Genomic DNA, 15,672 nt, shown 5'->3' with positions numbered 1-15,672 from the left:
GGGAACCATGTTGACCGATGTACTACCCGTGAGCATCGACCACGCGCTGGTGCTCGTCGAGGACTGGCTGGGGACCTACATCACCCGGCCGCACAGCCTGATCGGACGCCCCGGACCGGTGTGCCCGTTCGTCGAGCCCGCCCAGCGCATGGGTTCACTGGAGACCAGGGTGCGACTGGTCGGGTCTTCGCCCAGCGCGGCACTGATGACCGAGCTGATGCGGTGTGCCCTCGACGAGTTCGACGACATCGAGTGGAAGGCGAGCAACCCGAACCTGCACGCACTGCTGGTCGTGCTACCCGATCTCGCCCGCGACTCCCTCGAAGTGCTCGACCAAGCCCATGCCGCCGTCAAGTCGGAGAGCGTGCACCGCGGCATGATGATCGGCCAGTTCCACCAGGACTGCGACGAGGTGGCGGCCCGCAACCCAGACTTCGCGGTCAGCCGGTCCCCCGTGCCCCTGTTCGCGATCCGTTCGATGGCTGTCCACGACGTGCTGTTCCTCTCAGGTCGGGAGGACTGGTTCATGGTCTACGCGACCCGCTTCGGCTCCCGCTACTGGAAAGGAGCCCGCGGCGTCGACCCCGTTCTCGTCACCCAGTTCGACAAGGCGTGCGCCGCCTACGGGATCCAGCCCCCCGCGGTGGCGACGTGATCGACACGAATGACTGGAGGAATTGGGACCAAGCGACGCTGGACCGGCAGTACTCCCCCAGCTCGTGCGTGCCCAGCCTGGCCGCCTACCTCGACGAGTACCGCGAGCTCAGCGCCGCGGCCCGCCGCGACGCGATGGCCCTGACCGATCTGCGCTACGGCCCGCACCCCGACGAGACCTTGGACTTCTTTCCCGCGCGGGCGCCGCACGCGTCGCTGCAAGTCTTCGTACACGGCGGCAACTGGCAGGACGTGACCAAGGACAGCTCGGCCTTCGCCGCACCAGCGTTTCTCCGTGCGGGTGCGGCCTTCGCCGCGGTCGGCTACGGGTTGGCGCCCGCGGTGGGCATCGACGAGATCGTCGCGATGGTCCGCCGCAGCCTGCGATGGCTGCGCGCCCACGCGCGGGAACTCGGATTCGCACCTGATCGGATTCACCTCACCGGCACCTCGGCCGGAGCGCACCTGGCCGCGATGGCGATGATCGCCACCCGCGATGTCGACATCGCGGGGGCAACCCTGCTCAGCGGAATGTACGACCTGGAACCCGTCCGGAACACCTACATCAACCGAGCGCTCGGTATGGACGACTCCACCGCGCTGCGCAACAGCCCGCTGCACTGGCTGCCGCCGAACCTGCCGCCCGTCGTCATCGCCCGCGGCGGCAACGAGACCGGCGAGTACATCCGCCAGCACGACCGAATGGCCGCGGCACTGCGGACGCGGACCCGGGTCACCGAGGTGGTCGCACCCAACCGCGACCACTTCGACCTGCCCTATGACCTCGGCGTGCCGGGAACCCGGCTCGGCGACGCCGTCCTGGCCCAAATGATGATCCCCACTCCGATCGGAAGGACGGGTGCCGCGGCATGGACGCAGCAGCGATGAACGAACAGACCCAGCAGTGCCCGCTGTTCTCCGAGGAGATCCGCAGGCGTCAGGCCGAGCAGACCGGAGGCGGGCCCCAGACCGAGTTCCCCACGGGGAACACACCGTTTGTCGAGTACGCACGAATGGACGAACTGCTCCAATTGCGGCGTCCACGGACGAAGGCGCTCACCGAGCCCGCGTTCATCGTCATGAGTCAGGTCAAGGAGCTGCTCTTCGACTTGCTGCGCACCGAGTTCGGCACGGCTCGCGGACAACTGGCGAAGGACGCGGTCGAGGACGCGCTGTGGACGCTTCGACGGGCTTCGCGGATACAGGACGTGTTGCTGGCCTCGTGGGACGTGCTGGCCGCGCTCACCCCGCTCGAGTTCGCCGAATTCCGCGATGTGCTCGGCAACGCGTCAGGATTCCAATCGGTCTCCTACCGGCGCCTGGAGTTCCTGCTGGGCAACAAGAACCCCGCGATGGCCATCCCCCACGGCAAGTCCCCGGCTTACCACGACATCGACGCGCAACTGCGCGAGCCGAGCCTCTACGACGAGGCACTGGGCCTGTTGAGCCGGGCCGGGTTCGACATCCCCGACCGGTGCCTGCGACGGGACTTCGCCGTGCCGTACCAGCCCGACGACGCCGTGGAGTCGGCATGGCGGGCGGTCTACGCCGACCCTGGCGGCCACCGACGGCTCTACTTGCTCGCGGAAGGCCTGATGGACACCGCCGACCAGTTCGCGCGATGGCGCTACACCCACCTGGTGACAGTGCAGCGCATGCTCGGCGCCAAACCGGGCAGCGGCGGCACGCACGGCGTGGCATGGCTCAAGGGCATCGCCGAGCACAGGTTCTTTCCAGAGCTGTGGTCCGTGCGATCAACGATATGACCGGCGGCCCTGGAGAAAGGTATCCCGTGACAGGTCCCATCGGGCGCGAACTCGCAGAAGAACTGGACTCCGCTGACCCGCTCGCGGGCTTGCGCGACCAGTTCGTCAACTCCGAACCGGCGATGATCTACCTCGACGGAAACTCCCTGGGGCGGCTGCCTGCCGCGACCCCCGCCTTTCTCGACCGCGTGGTGCGCGAGGGCTGGGGTACCGGGCTGGTCCGCTCGTGGCACACCTGGATCGACTGGGCGAACCGACTGGGCGACCGGCTCGCCGAGCACGTCCTGGGGGCCCGCCCCGGCGAAGTGGTGGTGTCGGACTCGACCTCGGTCAACCTGTTCAAGCTGGCGTCCGCCGCGCTCGATGCCAACCCGAAGCGCAGGACGATCGTGATCGACGCCGAGGACTTCCCGACGAACCGCTACATCATGCAGGGGCTGGCGGATTCGCGCGGCCTGAGCGTGCGCACCATCCGGTCCGATATGGACAACGGACTCGAACCGGCTGACCTGCGCGCGGCGCTGGACGACGACGTGGCGCTGGTGGTGCTGTCCCTCGTCGCCTACCGGTGTGGCGCGTTGATGGACATGGGTACGGTCAACGACATGGCCAGGCGGGCCGGAGCGTTCGTGCTCTGGGACGTGTCCCACGCCGCGGGTGTGGTGCCGATCGACCTCGACGCCGCCGGGGCGGATCTGGCTGTGGGCTGCACCTACAAGTATCTCAACGGCGGACCAGGTTCTCCCGCGTTCCTCTATGTGCGCCGTGAGCTGCACTCAGTTCTGCGTCAGCCGATCTGGGGCTGGTTCGGCCAGCGCGACCAGTTCGACATGGGCGTCGCGTACGACCCGGTGGAGCGGATCGAGCGATTCCTGGTCAGCACCCCGCCCCTACTCTCCCTCGCCGCCATCGATCCCGCGCTGACCCTCATCGAGGAAGCGGGCGTCGACCGGTTACGAGACAAGGGGATGCGGTTGACGAGGCTGGTCGCCGCGCTCGGCGAGCAATGGCTCGTCCCGCTCGGATTTCGCCTGGCATCGCCCGCGGATCCCCGAGTCCGGGGATCACACGTGTCGTTCGAGCATCCGGACGCCTGGCGCATCTGCCGGGCGCTCGCCACGACCGGCGGCGTCGTATGCGACTACCGGATGCCCGACCGCCTCCGCATCGGCCCCTCACCCGCCTATACCAGTTTCGTTGACGTCTGGGACGCGATGGACCGTATACGCGAGACCGTGGCGCGCGGGGACCACGAACACCTGCCCCACGCCAGGGCGCAAGTGACCTGACCCGCGTCCCTCCCACGCCACCATGGAAAGTGACACATGACGACTGTGAGTGCTCTGACCTCAACGGATCTCATCCGCGTCCTCTTCGGCTCATCGGCGTTCCAAATGCTCAACGCCGGATGTTCGCTGGGCCTGTTCCCGCTGCTCGACCGCCTGCCCGGCAGCACCAGCGCGGAGATCGCCGACGCTCTCGACCTGCAAACCCGCCCGGCCGAGATCCTGCTTCTCGGAACGACCTCACTGGGGCTCACTGTCCGGGAGGATGGTCGCTACCGCAACGCCGACCTGCTCACCGAGATGTTCGACAGCGACTCGTGGGACATCATCGAGGACCTCGTCACCTTTGAGTCCGAGATCGTACTTCCGGTCGAGGTCGACTTCGTCGAATCGCTGCGCCAGAACACCAACGTCGGCCTGCGGAGGTTCGACGGCGAAGGCGGCGATCTCTACCACCGGCTGGCCGCCAACCCGGGAGCCGAGCAGCTGTTCTACCGGTGCATGCGGTCGTGGTCGAGGCTGTCGAACCCCATCTTGATCGACAAGGCCGACCTCACCGGTGTGCGCCGGGTGCTGGACGTCGGCGGCGGCGACGCGGTCAACGCCATCGCGCTCGCGCGGGCGAATCCCGGGGTCGAGTTCACCGTCCTGGACCTGCCGGGGGCGGTGGAGATCGCACGGAAGAAGGTCGCGGAGAGCAACCTCACCGAGGTGATAACGGTGCTGGAGGGCGACATCTTCGCCGACGAGTACCCGCGGGGTCACGATTGTGTGCTGTTCGCCAACCAACTGGTGATCTGGTCACCGGAGGAGAACGAATCCCTGCTCAGGAAAGCCTGCGAAGCGCTGTCGCCAGGCGGCCGTGTCATGGTGTTCAGCGCGATGGCCGACGACAGCGGTGACGGTCCGCTCTATGCCGCCCTCGACAATGTCTATTTCGCCACACTGCCCGCCAAAAGCAGCACGATCTACCGGTGGGGCCAGTACGAGACCTGGCTGCGGGCGGCCGGATTCTCCACCGTCGAGCGGCATCCCGGCCGAACGTGGACACCACACGGACTGATCAGCGGGACGAAGTAGCCGAGCGGTGGTGGGACGGCCGGTTCGACTGTCCCACCACCCGCCCGTGATCAGCCCGCGGCCTCTTCGAGTTCCTGGGTCGCGGCGCTGTCCAGGGCCGTTAGCACCCAGTGCTCGAACGCGGTGTCGGAGATCCGGGCGGCCTTGCGCCAGCGTTCGATCCGCTCCTGCTCGACATTGAGCCTCGGCAGGGCGGCGTTGTCCACCTTGTGGTCGCCGCCCAGCTTGCGACTTTCCCGGATCTGATTGCGCAGCTGGTTCCTCGACCACCTCGCCTGTTCCGCGCGGGTGAGCCACTGGTCCTGCTCCTGCGCAGGCAGCGCCGCCACCTCGGCATGGTGCTGGAAGCTCAACCCGTGCCGCCGTCGGTCGAGTTCGAACTTCCTGGCCACCCAGGCGTAGTTCCGAAGCGTCTGGTAGTCGAGCCCCGCGGCCTCGACCGCCTGCCGGTACCTGTCGGCGTACTGCTCCTGGCCGTAGAGCAGCCAGTCACCGAGACACCAGGCCGACGAGTCCACGATCCGGAATATCTGGTGGCCCGCTCGTTCCCACCGGTCGAAGGCCAACAAATTCGGAATCATGAGGCCGACACGGGTGGTGAGAATCCCATTGTCAGTGCGCGCGTTACGCACATGCGGATTTCCCTTGCCTGTTCGCTGCGCGGGCAGCAGGCTTCTACGACTGACCTCTTCCGAGGAATGCGGCAACATTACTCTCCCCATGAGTATCACTGTCCGTCCGGGCGTATGACTTTCATGCCATGTCGCTACCGCGGGTCGCCCTATCCCGTATCAACATCTACCACGGACGCCAGGTGGTGACAAGGAAACCTGGCGATCACACACCCCCAAATGGTCGATATAATCGACTCCGCATTGTCGGAAGCGCGCAAAAGAATACCCCACACGTATCTTTTGTGAACAATCAGAACTGCTCAGCGATGACGCGCGATGGAGATCACGCCCTGGCCATCGCCGCCGCTATACCGTCGAGGATGATGTCGAGGCCGATATCGAAAAGTTGCTCGGCTTCTTGTTCGAGATAGGGCTTCGTGTCGTCCTCGGGCCGCGGCGCACCGTCGGCCTCAAGGCTGGTCACCATGGGGAACCGCTCGGCGAAGTCGGGTGCCACCTCGCGCAGGAGCGCCGACCGGGCGAACCACCACTCCTCGTCGGACACGCCGGTGGCCGTGGGCGCCTGCCTCGACTCGGCCACCGTCTGCGCCGCGCCGCGCACGAAGTGGAAGAGTGCCCCGACGACATGCCTGAGTACCGGACCTTTCAGCCCGGTCTCACGCAGGATGCGGAGCAGAGCCTCCAGGACGACGTACTCGTTGGGCCCCAGCACTGGTCGAACCTGCGAGACCTGAAGCACCCACGGATGGCGCAGATAGAGCGACCAGACGTTCTCCGCCCAAGTGGTCAGCGCGGCCCGCCAGCCGACGGCCAGGTCGTACTCGGTGGGCAACTCTCCCAGCGTCCGGTCGTACATCAGGTCGACAAGCTCGCCCTTGTTCGGCACGTAGGTGTACAGCGCCATGGCGGTGCGTCCCAGCCGCTCCCCGACCGCCCGCATGGACAGTCCGGCCATGTCCACCTCGTCGGCGACGGCGATGGCGGCGTCGAGAATCATGTCCACGCTGAGCCCCGGCTTCGGGCCAGGACCCGTCCGAACGCCGTCGGCGGCTTCCGCACGCCACAACAAGGCCATTGACCGGCGCACGTCACCCTGGCCTGCGAAGACCACCAACTTGCAACTCCTTACTGCGTAAAGTACTGTATCCGGGTAAAGACTTTACGACCTAAGCCTATCAGGGGAAGCCGCGGCGGCGGGGCTGGCTCCAAGCTGGGAGTCCCGCCGCCGCGCGTCGGTCATGACCGACCGTCACCCAATGGGCCCGGCCGATCGACGGGGTCCATTGGTGGCTCGCCTTGCCGATGTCAGGCACAACATATATTCGGAGTATTGATGGACAAGCTGCCCGTATGGTTCCTCGATGTGGCCGACGCCAAACGCGTGAGTCCACATATGGCACGAATCACCCTCACCGGTGACGATCTCGCGGATTTCGTCTACGCCGAACCCGACCAGCAGGTGAAACTCTACTTTCCGCGCCCGGGCCAAGCCGTCCCTCGACTGCCCGAGCCGAACGCCGACGGCAACCTCATGGCCTGGTATCAGGCTTACAACGAGATTCCCGATGACGAACGCCCGTGGATGCGCAGCTACACGATTCGCGCCCGCGATGCCGAACGCAACACCATCGACATCGATTTCGTCCTGCACGAGGACGCCGGACCAGCGACGCGATGGGCGGCCTCGGCCAAGCCGGGCGACACGATCGGCGTGTTCGGCCCGTCGACCATGTTCGCCCGGCCGGTCGCGCTCTCCCACTCGATCGGCGCCGCCGACTGGGTGCTGCTGGCCGGTGACGACACCGCCCTTCCCGCGATGAGCACGATCATCGAGTGGTTGCCGGAAGACGCCGTCGCGGTGGCATACATCGAGGTGAACGGCACCGAGGACGAACAACGCTTCGACACCCGAGGGACGCTGACCACGCACTGGCTGCACCGCGCCGACGCCAAGCCCGGCCACAGCGACGCTCTGGTCGAAGCGGTGCGCGACGCCGTGTTCCCGGAGGGATCGGTGTTCGCCTGGCTCGGCGGCGAGTCGGGGGCGGTCCGCGCGCTGCGCAGGCATCTGGTCAACGACCGCGGCATCGACAAGCGAGCCATCGACTTCGCCGGATACTGGCGGCTCAAGCTGACCCAGGACGACGCCCCCACCGAGGAGGACATGGCCGAGGCGATGGAACGGGTGGCCGACGCGCAGACAAGTTCCGCGTGACGCCGCAACCGCGGATGAACCTCGACTTCATCCAGGTCACCGGCGCCAGGGAGAACAACCTCAAGGACGTCACGCTGCGGATCCCCAAGCGGCAGATCACGGTGTTCACCGGGGTGTCGGGCTCGGGCAAGTCCTCGCTGGTGTTCGACACGATCGCCGCCGAGGCGCAGCGCCAGCTCAACGAGACCTTCTCCGCGTTCGTCCGCAACTTCCTGCCCAGCTACGGCCGCCCCGACATCGACTCGATCGAGAACATCTCGGCGGCCATCGTCATCGACCAGAAGCGGATCGGCGGCAACTCACGATCGACCGTCGGCACCATCACCGACATCAACCCGCTGCTGCGGCTCCTCTTCTCGAAGTTCGGTCGACCGGCCGCGGGGCAGGCCAACGCGTTCTCGTTCAACGACCCGCAGGGCATGTGCCCCAAGTGCGAGGGCATCGGCCGGTCGGTCCAACTCGACCTGGACAAGTTCCTCGACCTCGCCAAGTCGCTCAACGAGGGTGCCATCCTGCATCCAGACTTCACGCGGACGACTTGGTACTGGGCCAGCTACGCGAAGTCGGGATTCCTCGACGCGGACAAGAAGCTGGCCGACTACTCCGACGACGAGCGTTCCCGACTGCTCCACGGCACCGGGAAAGTCACGTTCGACTGGCAGGGCAAGCAGCTCAGCGTGACGTACGAGGGCCTGGTCGACCGGTTCACCAGGCTGTACATCCAGAAGGACGACATGAGTGAGCGCAACCGCGGGATCTTCCTGCGGTTCGTCACCGAGTCGCGTTGCCAGGAGTGCCGCGGCACCCGGCTGAGCAGGGCCGCGCTCGACTGCCACATCGAGGGACGCAGCATCGCCGACCTCACCGCGATGGGTGCCGTCGACCTGGTCCCGGTCCTCGCCGGGCTCGACCTGCCCGCGGCCCGCCCGGTGCTGGACAGTCTCGTCGACCGGCTGCGGAACCTGGTCACCATCGGACTCGGGTACCTCAGTCTCGATCGGGAGACCAGCACCCTGTCCGGCGGGGAGTCGCAGCGGATCAAGATGGTGCGGCATCTGTCGAACAGTCTCACCGAGATGATGTACATCTTCGATGAGCCCAGTGTCGGGCTGCACGCGCGGGACGTGCACCGACTCAACGAACTGCTGATCAAGCTGCGAGACAAGGGAAACACCGTTCTCGTCGTCGAGCACGACCCTGACGTGGTCGCCGTCGCCGACCACGTCGTCGACATGGGACCGCGGGCGGGAGCCCAAGGTGGAGAGGTGGTCTTCGAGGGGTCCGTGGCCCGCCTCGCCGAGGCCGACTCGCTCACCGGCGCCTTCCTCAGACACCGGCTGCCGATCAAGACCGAGCCTCGGCGGCCCACCGGCACCCTCACTGTCTCGGGGGCGAACGACCACAACCTGAGGAACGTCACGGTGGGCTTTCCCACCGGTGTTCTCACGGTCGTGAGCGGGGTGGCGGGATCAGGGAAGAGCTCACTGATCAACGCGGCGTTCCTCAACCGATTCCCGGACTCGATCGTGATCGACCAGGCCGCCGTGACCGCGTCGAGGCGGTCCAACGCCGCCACCTACACCGGCCTGCTCGACGGGATCCGGCAGCTGTTCGCCAAGGCGACCGGGACGAGTGCGTCGCTGTTCAGCGCCAACTCGAAGGGCGCTTGCCCGAACTGTCAGGGCTTGGGTGTGGTCTACACCGACCTGGCGTTCATGGAGGAGTTCAAGTCCACTTGCGACGTCTGCGCCGGAAGGCGGTTCTCCGACGACGTGCTCGGCTACCGGCTGCGCGGCAAGTCGATCAGCGACGTGCTGGAGATGTCGGCCGCCGAGGCACTGGCGTTCTTCCCCGAACCCAAACTGCGTGATGTCCTGCGTGCGGTGAACGACGTCGGCTTGGACTACCTGCGTCTCGGACAGCCGCTGTCCACGCTGTCCGGTGGAGAGTGCCAGCGCATCAAGCTCGCCACCGAGCTGCACAAGAAGGGCTCCGTTTACCTGCTCGACGAGCCGACCACCGGCCTGCACATGTCCGATATCGGGCACCTGCTGAGCATCTTCGACCGGCTGGTCGACCGCGGGAACACCGTGATCGTCATCGAGCACAACCTCGACGTGATCAAGAGCGCGGACTGGATCATCGACATGGGCCCGGAGGGCGGCGCGGGCGGCGGAACCGTGCTGTTCCAAGGCACTCCGGCAGGCCTCGTGACCGCGCGAGACTCGCACACAGCGCACTTCCTGCGCCGGGAGGCTGGTGTGCTCGTGGACACCGGCTGACCAGGCACAGCCAACGTGTGGTGATCCCGCCAACCCGGCGGGATCACCACACGGTCCTATCAGGCTGTGCTCGCGGCGGACATGTCCGCCGCGATGGTGCTCTGGTGATACCACATGTTGCCGGCTGCCTCGGAGATCAGGTCCCGCGAGCGTGTGTCGCAGTAACGACCGAGGTCCAGCGCCATGTGCTGGACGAACTCCAGTGCGGTGAAATACTTGCGCATGAAGGAGGGCTGATCGAGCTTGACCTCCGTGACGGCGACGTTGAGGTTCTGCGGGATGTCCCGGGTCAGCAGTCGCACCAGGTTGTCCATCTTGCCCGAGGTGTAGACATCGTCATCGTCGTCGCGGAACAGGAGCACGCTGTGCTTGCGCTCCGGGTCGGACAAGGTCGCGACCTCGCTGTGGCAGAACTCGTGAAAGTAGTTGCGCGCGGCCGGAACCATGGCCATCTCGTTGAAGTGCATCTTGGCGAGCTTCAGCAGGCTCTCGTGCCACTTCGGCGACGCGAGCATGATCAGATTCGCGTCTCGACTGCGCGACGCCGCCGTCCTGGCCAGCTCGCGGTGCACCGGGGTGAAGTCCGTGCTCAGCCGATCAGGCAGCGCCGCGACCTCCGCGCGGTGGTCCTGGCCGATCAGCTTCAGGCGCAGGAACATGTCGAGCAGGATCGCGAAGTACTGGCCGACGTGGAACAGCGGGTACTCACGGTCGGGCTCGCTCAGCTCCCACCTGGCGATCGACACGCCCAGCTGCCTGCCAAGGTCGGCGAGCCGTCCGCCCGAGGTGAGCAGCAGAGTTCGGTGGTACTTGCCCTCCAGCGCTCGCAGCACCCGGATCGGTTCCTCCGAGTGTCCGCTGTACGAGCTGATGATGAACAGCGTTCCCTCGTCGTCCACGACCGACCGCGGGATCAGATACGGGAACTCGTAGTCGTTGAAGACGTGCACCTCCAGCCCCGAGTCAGCCGCGTTGAGGAAGATGCCGGTCACATCGGAGACGATGGCCGAGCAACCCATGCCGGAGAACACGACGCGAGTGAACGCGCCGCGCGCTATTCGTTCCGCGAGGTCGGGGCGGACCTCCTCGACCGAGTACTCATCGGCCCTGCGAAAACCCGCTCTGTATCCCGTCTTCAGAAACTCTTCATACCGATCAAGGCGTGACAACATTTTTCTCCTCCCGACGCGCAGAGTCCACCCCGGCGATTCACGACAGGCGGCTGCCGCCTGTGCGGGGACGGGACAATGGGATGCGCGGATTGCTCTACCACATGAACTGGCCGCCATCGACAATCAGTTTTTGTCCAGTCACATACCTGGCTCCGTCGCCGATCAGAAATTCCAGCGCGTCGGCCATCTCGTCCGGCGAACCGATTCTGCGCTGCGGAATCTCCGCGAGCATCGCCGCCCGGGCGGCAGGCTCTCCCGTCCGAAAACGCGTGTTCATCTCTACGGTGTCGATCATACCGGGAATCAGGCAGTTCACCCGGATGGTCGGCGCGAGCTCCATCGCGAGACATTTAGTGAGGTGTAGTAGGCCGGCTTTGCTCGCACAATAGTTGACGCCGTCGAGTCGCGGGCGAATCGCAGTCGTCGAACCGATATTGACGATCGACGGCTGATCGAGGTGAAGCATTTCAGGGGCAAACTCCTTCGCCAGGTAGAACGGTCCTGACAGATTCGTGTCCAACACCTGCCGCCAGGCCGCATGGGACATGTCAAGAAAGGGTCCGTCGATATTCCGGCCTGCGTTGTTGACCAGGACGTGAGGAGCGCCATGGCCGGCCAGCACCGACTCGGCAAGGCGGCTGACCTGGGCGGGATCCGACACATCCGCTCGAATCGGAACAACATCACCCCGTAGTTCGGTTGCCAACTCCTCCGCGCTCGCGTCGTCATCGCGATACACGGCGATCACGCGATAACCAAGGTGGACCATTCGCCTGCTGAAACTCAAGCCGATCCCCTTGGTTCCACCGGTGATGACGGCGACCCGATCAGTCATAGCTCGAAAATATCAGGTACGCGCGCCTGCGGTAAAGGAATCGAAAATGCGCCGGAATCGGTGTCCCGCCGGCGGGACGGGCGCACGCGGTAATCCAATGGCTTCCGCATAGTCGCTGTTCACGCGGGAATCAAGTCAATCGGGATCAGCCGCTCGCCCGCAGCAATTGTGCGTGTGTCGGTTCCGATGTCCTGCGCAGCAGGAGGGCGGCGAGCAAGCCGCCCGCCATGACGGCGCCCGCACCGATGAGCTGGCTGGTGTTGACTCCGGCGGCGAAGGCCTCGCGCACCCTCGACACCATGTCCGCGCCGCCCGCGGCGGCGACGGCGTCCGGCAGCGAATCGGCGACATCGGCGCCGAGCGGCGCAGGCAGCAGCGCCGCGAAGCGCTCGGTGAGCAGCGCGCCGAGCACGGCGACGCCGAGGCCACCACCGAACTCGGTGACGGTTCCCTGCACGCCCGCCCCGACCCCGGCGTCGCGCGCGGGCATCGCTCCCACAATGGCCGTGACCATGGCGGGCATCGCCATGGCGAGCCCACAGCCCATGACCACCAAGCCGAGAAGCATCCCTGGGTAGCCGAACACCGGGTCGAGCAGCGCCACCGCGGTCAGTCCGACCGCCAGCCCGGACATGCCGATCGCCACCGTCCTGGCCGCGCCCGCCGCGACCAACAGCTTGGCGCCGAGCCCGAGCAGGTTCACCCCGACGATCGTCATGGCCAGGGGCGCCAAGCGAATTCCGGCGGCGATCGGACTGTGGCCAAGCACGAACTGGAGGTGCTGAGTCAACAGGAAAAGGGACCCGGCCATGCCGAAGGCCACGAGCAATCCGCCGAGCGCGGCGCCCACGAACCGTCGGTTGTGGAACAGGGCCACGTCGAACATCGGTTCGTCCTGGCGCGATTCCCACCGGACGAACGCGACAAACGCGGCGATACCGACGCCCGCGGCCGCGAGCACGTCGACCGACGCCCAACCCCGCGCCGAACTCGCGATGATCGCGTACACGACGCCGACCATGCCCGCGGTGGACAGCGCTGCCCCGACCGAGTCCGGCCGCATGGCGCGCGGATTCCGGCTCTCCGGCACCAGTTTCGCCACGGCGATGATGCCGACGAGTGCGATCGGGACGTTGATAAGGAAGACCGAACCCCACCAGAAGCGGGTCAGGAGCACACCGCCGACCAGCGGTCCGACCGCGAATCCGAAGGAGCTGATAGCCCCCCAGACGCCAATGGCCTTCGCCTGTTCGTTCCCTTCGAACACGCGCACCACAACGGCCAGCGTGGTCGTCATCAGCAGTGCGCCCCCGATCCCCATGGCCGCCCTGGCCGCGATCAGCTGTGCGGGGGTCTGACTCAGCGCCGAGGCCAGTGACGCGGCGCCGAAGAGCGCGAGCCCGGCCAACTGCGCCTTCTTCTGTCCATAGCGGTCACCGAGACTGCCCGCGGTGAGCAGCAGTCCGGCCAGCGCCAAAGAATAGGCGTTGACCATCCATTGAATATCCTGCGTCGTCGCGCCCAGGTCCCTCGTGAGCGAGGGAATCACCAGATTCAGCACCGTATTGTCGAGCAACACGACTAATTGTGCGAGACAGACCACGCCGAGAATGAGCCAGCGCCGTGGATGAGCAGCCATCGGTGAACCCCGTTTCGATGAACGCTGGGACCAACGTGCGTCGCGGATCATCAGATCGTTTCCTGCATACCGATGCGGCAGGCCCCGTGTCCAGGTCGCGACCAGGGCCCGCGGCGGGCAGGGGTCCGATGCCGTGCTAACCTTTTACAGCCTAAAGAGATGAAAGGGGTGTAACTTTGGAAGACTACGAGGGGTCGTCGCCAGGCCAGGACGACCAGGTCATCGAGATCCGCGACCTGCGCATGCGCTATGGCACGACCGACGTGCTCCACGGGGTCGATTTCAGCGTCAAGCGCGGTGAGGTGCTGACACTGCTCGGCCCGAACGGTGCGGGTAAGACGACGACCATCGAGATCCTGGAGGGGTTTCGACGGAGGTCGGCCGGGGAAGTGCGTGTCCTCGGTGTGGACCCGTCGAACGGAGACGAGGCGTGGCGGGCGCGGCTTGGTGTGGTGCTGCAGTCCTGGCGTGACCACGCCAAGTGGCAGGTGCGGGAGCTGCTGGCCAACCAGGGCTCGCTGTACCGGCCGTACTCCACCCCGGCGATCAGCAGGCCGCGCGACACCGACGAGCTCCTAGCCGCGGTCGGGCTGACCAAGCACGCGGAGAAGAAGGTGGGCCAGCTGTCCGGCGGGCAGCGGCGCAGGCTCGACGTCGCCATCGGGATCGTCGGCAGGCCGGAGGTGCTGTTCCTCGACGAACCCACCGCGGGGTTCGACCCCGAGGCGCGTCGGGAGTTCCACGAGTTGGTCCGCGCCCTGGCGGAGGACGACGACACCACCATCCTGCTGACCACCCACGACCTCGACGAGGCCGAGAAGCTCGCCGACCGCATCGTGATCCTGACCAAGGGCCGGATCGTCGCGGACGGCACCGCCGAAGAGCTGGCGCGGCTCGTGGAGACCGGTGCCGAGGTCAAGTGGATCCTCGACGGCACCAGGCATTCCCAGCGCACAGATACCCCGACCCGGTTCGTCCGGGACCTGTTCGACCGTCACGGCGACACCGTCAGCGGCCTCGAAGTACACCGTCCCACCCTGGAGGACACCTACCTGACCATGGTCCAAGCCGAGGAATCCGGCCACGGCCAGGCCGATCTCAGCGCACTCACCACCACCCGAACCGAGGTCATGCGATGAGCAACGCCGTACCGACCGCGGTGCGCACCGGAATGTCCGCGGGCTGGATCGAGATCCGACAGTCCTTCTCCAACGCCCAGGACATCGTGGGCATGCTCTTCATCCCGATCGTCCTGCTCGTGGTCGCCATCTTCATGCGCGACTCGACGGTCGACGGCACGAGCTTCTCCCTGGCGTCGATGACCCTGCCGAGCCTGCTCGGCATGACCCTGGCGTTCAACGGTCTGCAGGGGGTCGCCTTCACCCTGTTGATGGAACGTGAGGACGGCACGCTGCTGCGGGCCAAGGCCTCGCCGAACGGGATGTTGGCCTACCTGATCGACAAGATCCTGCAGTCCTCCGCGGGTGCGGTGATCACCGTCCTGCTCATCCTCATTCCTGGCATCTTCCTTTTCGACGGCCTGGTGCTGGACCAACCGGGCGCTTGGCTGACCCTGGCGTGGGTCGTGGTCCTCGGTCTGCTGGCGACCATGCCCTTCGGGGCCATTCTCGGCTCCCTGCTTGGCAATCCCCGGGCGATCGGGGTGCTGATGTTCCCGCTGCTCGTGCTCATCGGCATCTCCGGCATCTTCTACCCGATGGCGCAGGCGCCGGAGTGGCTGCAGTGGATCGCCCAGGTGTTCCCGATCTACTGGCTGGGGCTGGGCATGCGGTCGGCCTTGTTGCCCGACACCATGGCCGTGGTCGAGATCGGCGAGTCCTGGCGCTACTGGGAGACCTTCGGTGTCCTCGGAATCTGGGCCGTCCTCGGCCTGGTCCTGGCACCGATAGTGCTCCGCAAGATGGCGGCCGGGGAATCGGGCTCAGCCGTCGCCGAACGCCGCATCAAGGCCATGCAGTAACCACGGCGATTCTCCCGACCACCCCATGAATCCGGCGATCCGACCGCCGGACAGAGCGGCCCCCCGGGTACCCCCCCTGCCCGAGGGGCCGCTCCGTCGGTCATGCCCGTAGTTCAAGACACCAGGT

14 protein-coding genes are annotated in these 15,672 nt (G+C 66.2%); 9 read left to right on the top strand and 5 right to left on the bottom strand.

The window, feature by feature from the left end:
* The first annotated feature begins 28 nt into the window (after window positions 1–28).
* Genes BN1701_RS08200 through BN1701_RS08180 form a run of 5 tightly spaced genes read left to right on the top strand, consistent with a single transcriptional unit; the run spans window position 29 to window position 4,786 of the window.
* A complete protein-coding gene (locus BN1701_RS08200) occupies window positions 29–655 on the top strand; it encodes a DUF6875 domain-containing protein (RefSeq protein ID WP_054047017.1) in 627 nt (208 codons plus the stop codon).
* Window positions 652–1,542: an alpha/beta hydrolase gene (locus BN1701_RS08195; RefSeq protein ID WP_054047014.1), complete on the top strand. Its 891-nt coding sequence runs from the start codon at window positions 652–654 to the stop codon at window positions 1,540–1,542. Before BN1701_RS08200 ends, BN1701_RS08195 begins: the two co-directional genes overlap by 4 nt.
* Entirely contained in the window at window positions 1,524–2,420 is an 897-nt protein-coding gene (locus BN1701_RS08190) for a tryptophan 2,3-dioxygenase (protein WP_197672062.1), read from the top strand. The genes BN1701_RS08195 and BN1701_RS08190 overlap by 19 nt, the downstream gene beginning before the upstream one ends.
* Before the next feature lie 26 nt (window positions 2,421–2,446).
* Complete coding sequence (gene kynU / locus BN1701_RS08185) at window positions 2,447–3,709, top strand: kynureninase (protein WP_231949536.1); 1,263 nt, start codon at window positions 2,447–2,449, stop codon at window positions 3,707–3,709.
* Between the two features lie 36 nt (window positions 3,710–3,745).
* Window positions 3,746–4,786 carry a methyltransferase gene (locus tag BN1701_RS08180; RefSeq protein WP_054047010.1) on the top strand — a complete coding sequence of 347 codons (1,041 nt, stop codon included), beginning with the start codon at window positions 3,746–3,748 and terminating at the stop codon, window positions 4,784–4,786.
* Window positions 4,787–4,836: 50 nt separating this feature from the next.
* Here the strand turns inward: BN1701_RS08180 and BN1701_RS08175 are convergent, their stop codons facing one another.
* Window positions 4,837–5,355, bottom strand: coding sequence for an LmbU family transcriptional regulator (locus tag BN1701_RS08175; RefSeq protein WP_231949535.1), 519 nt, complete (start codon window positions 5,353–5,355; stop codon window positions 4,837–4,839).
* Window positions 5,356–5,743: 388 nt separating this feature from the next.
* A complete protein-coding gene (locus BN1701_RS08170) occupies window positions 5,744–6,535 on the bottom strand; it encodes a TetR/AcrR family transcriptional regulator (RefSeq protein WP_054047008.1) in 792 nt (263 codons plus the stop codon).
* Window positions 6,536–6,754: 219 nt separating this feature from the next.
* Here BN1701_RS08170 and BN1701_RS08165 point away from each other — a divergent pair, with 219 nt between their 5' ends.
* Both BN1701_RS08165 and BN1701_RS08160 read left to right on the top strand, forming a co-directional pair.
* On the top strand, window positions 6,755–7,636 hold the full coding sequence (locus BN1701_RS08165) for a siderophore-interacting protein (RefSeq protein WP_054047006.1): 882 nt from the start codon (window positions 6,755–6,757) through the stop codon (window positions 7,634–7,636).
* A gap of 14 nt (window positions 7,637–7,650) precedes the next feature.
* A complete protein-coding gene (locus tag BN1701_RS08160) occupies window positions 7,651–9,918 on the top strand; it encodes an excinuclease ABC subunit UvrA (protein ID WP_054055715.1) in 2,268 nt (755 codons plus the stop codon).
* Between the two features lie 59 nt (window positions 9,919–9,977).
* On the opposite strand, the gene BN1701_RS08155 is transcribed toward BN1701_RS08160, so the two are convergent.
* From BN1701_RS08155 to BN1701_RS08145, 3 genes are all read right to left on the bottom strand, one after another.
* Window positions 9,978–10,949 (bottom strand): SIS domain-containing protein, encoded by a 972-nt coding sequence (locus tag BN1701_RS08155; protein ID WP_054047004.1) that lies wholly within the window; start codon window positions 10,947–10,949, stop codon window positions 9,978–9,980.
* Window positions 10,950–11,184: 235 nt separating this feature from the next.
* Window positions 11,185–11,925, bottom strand: a complete 741-nt coding sequence (locus tag BN1701_RS08150; RefSeq protein WP_054047002.1) for an SDR family NAD(P)-dependent oxidoreductase — start codon at window positions 11,923–11,925, stop codon at window positions 11,185–11,187.
* 145 nt (window positions 11,926–12,070) lie between these two features.
* Entirely contained in the window at window positions 12,071–13,564 is a 1,494-nt protein-coding gene (locus BN1701_RS08145; RefSeq protein WP_157367815.1) for an MFS transporter, read from the bottom strand.
* Window positions 13,565–13,806: 242 nt separating this feature from the next.
* Here BN1701_RS08145 and BN1701_RS08140 point away from each other — a divergent pair, with 242 nt between their 5' ends.
* The gene (locus BN1701_RS08140; protein ID WP_054055714.1) at window positions 13,807–14,703 is read left to right on the top strand and encodes an ABC transporter ATP-binding protein; all 897 of its coding nucleotides are present in this window, start codon (window positions 13,807–13,809) and stop codon (window positions 14,701–14,703) included.
* Complete coding sequence (locus BN1701_RS08135) at window positions 14,700–15,545, top strand: ABC transporter permease (RefSeq protein ID WP_054046998.1); 846 nt, start codon at window positions 14,700–14,702, stop codon at window positions 15,543–15,545. Before BN1701_RS08140 ends, BN1701_RS08135 begins: the two co-directional genes overlap by 4 nt.
* The last annotated feature ends 127 nt before the right edge of the window (window positions 15,546–15,672 follow it).

This window comes from Alloactinosynnema sp. L-07, assembly GCF_900070365.1.
Classification (GTDB): Bacteria; Actinomycetota; Actinomycetes; order Mycobacteriales; family Pseudonocardiaceae; genus Actinokineospora.
This window is presented reverse-complemented; position numbering and strand designations above follow the sequence as displayed.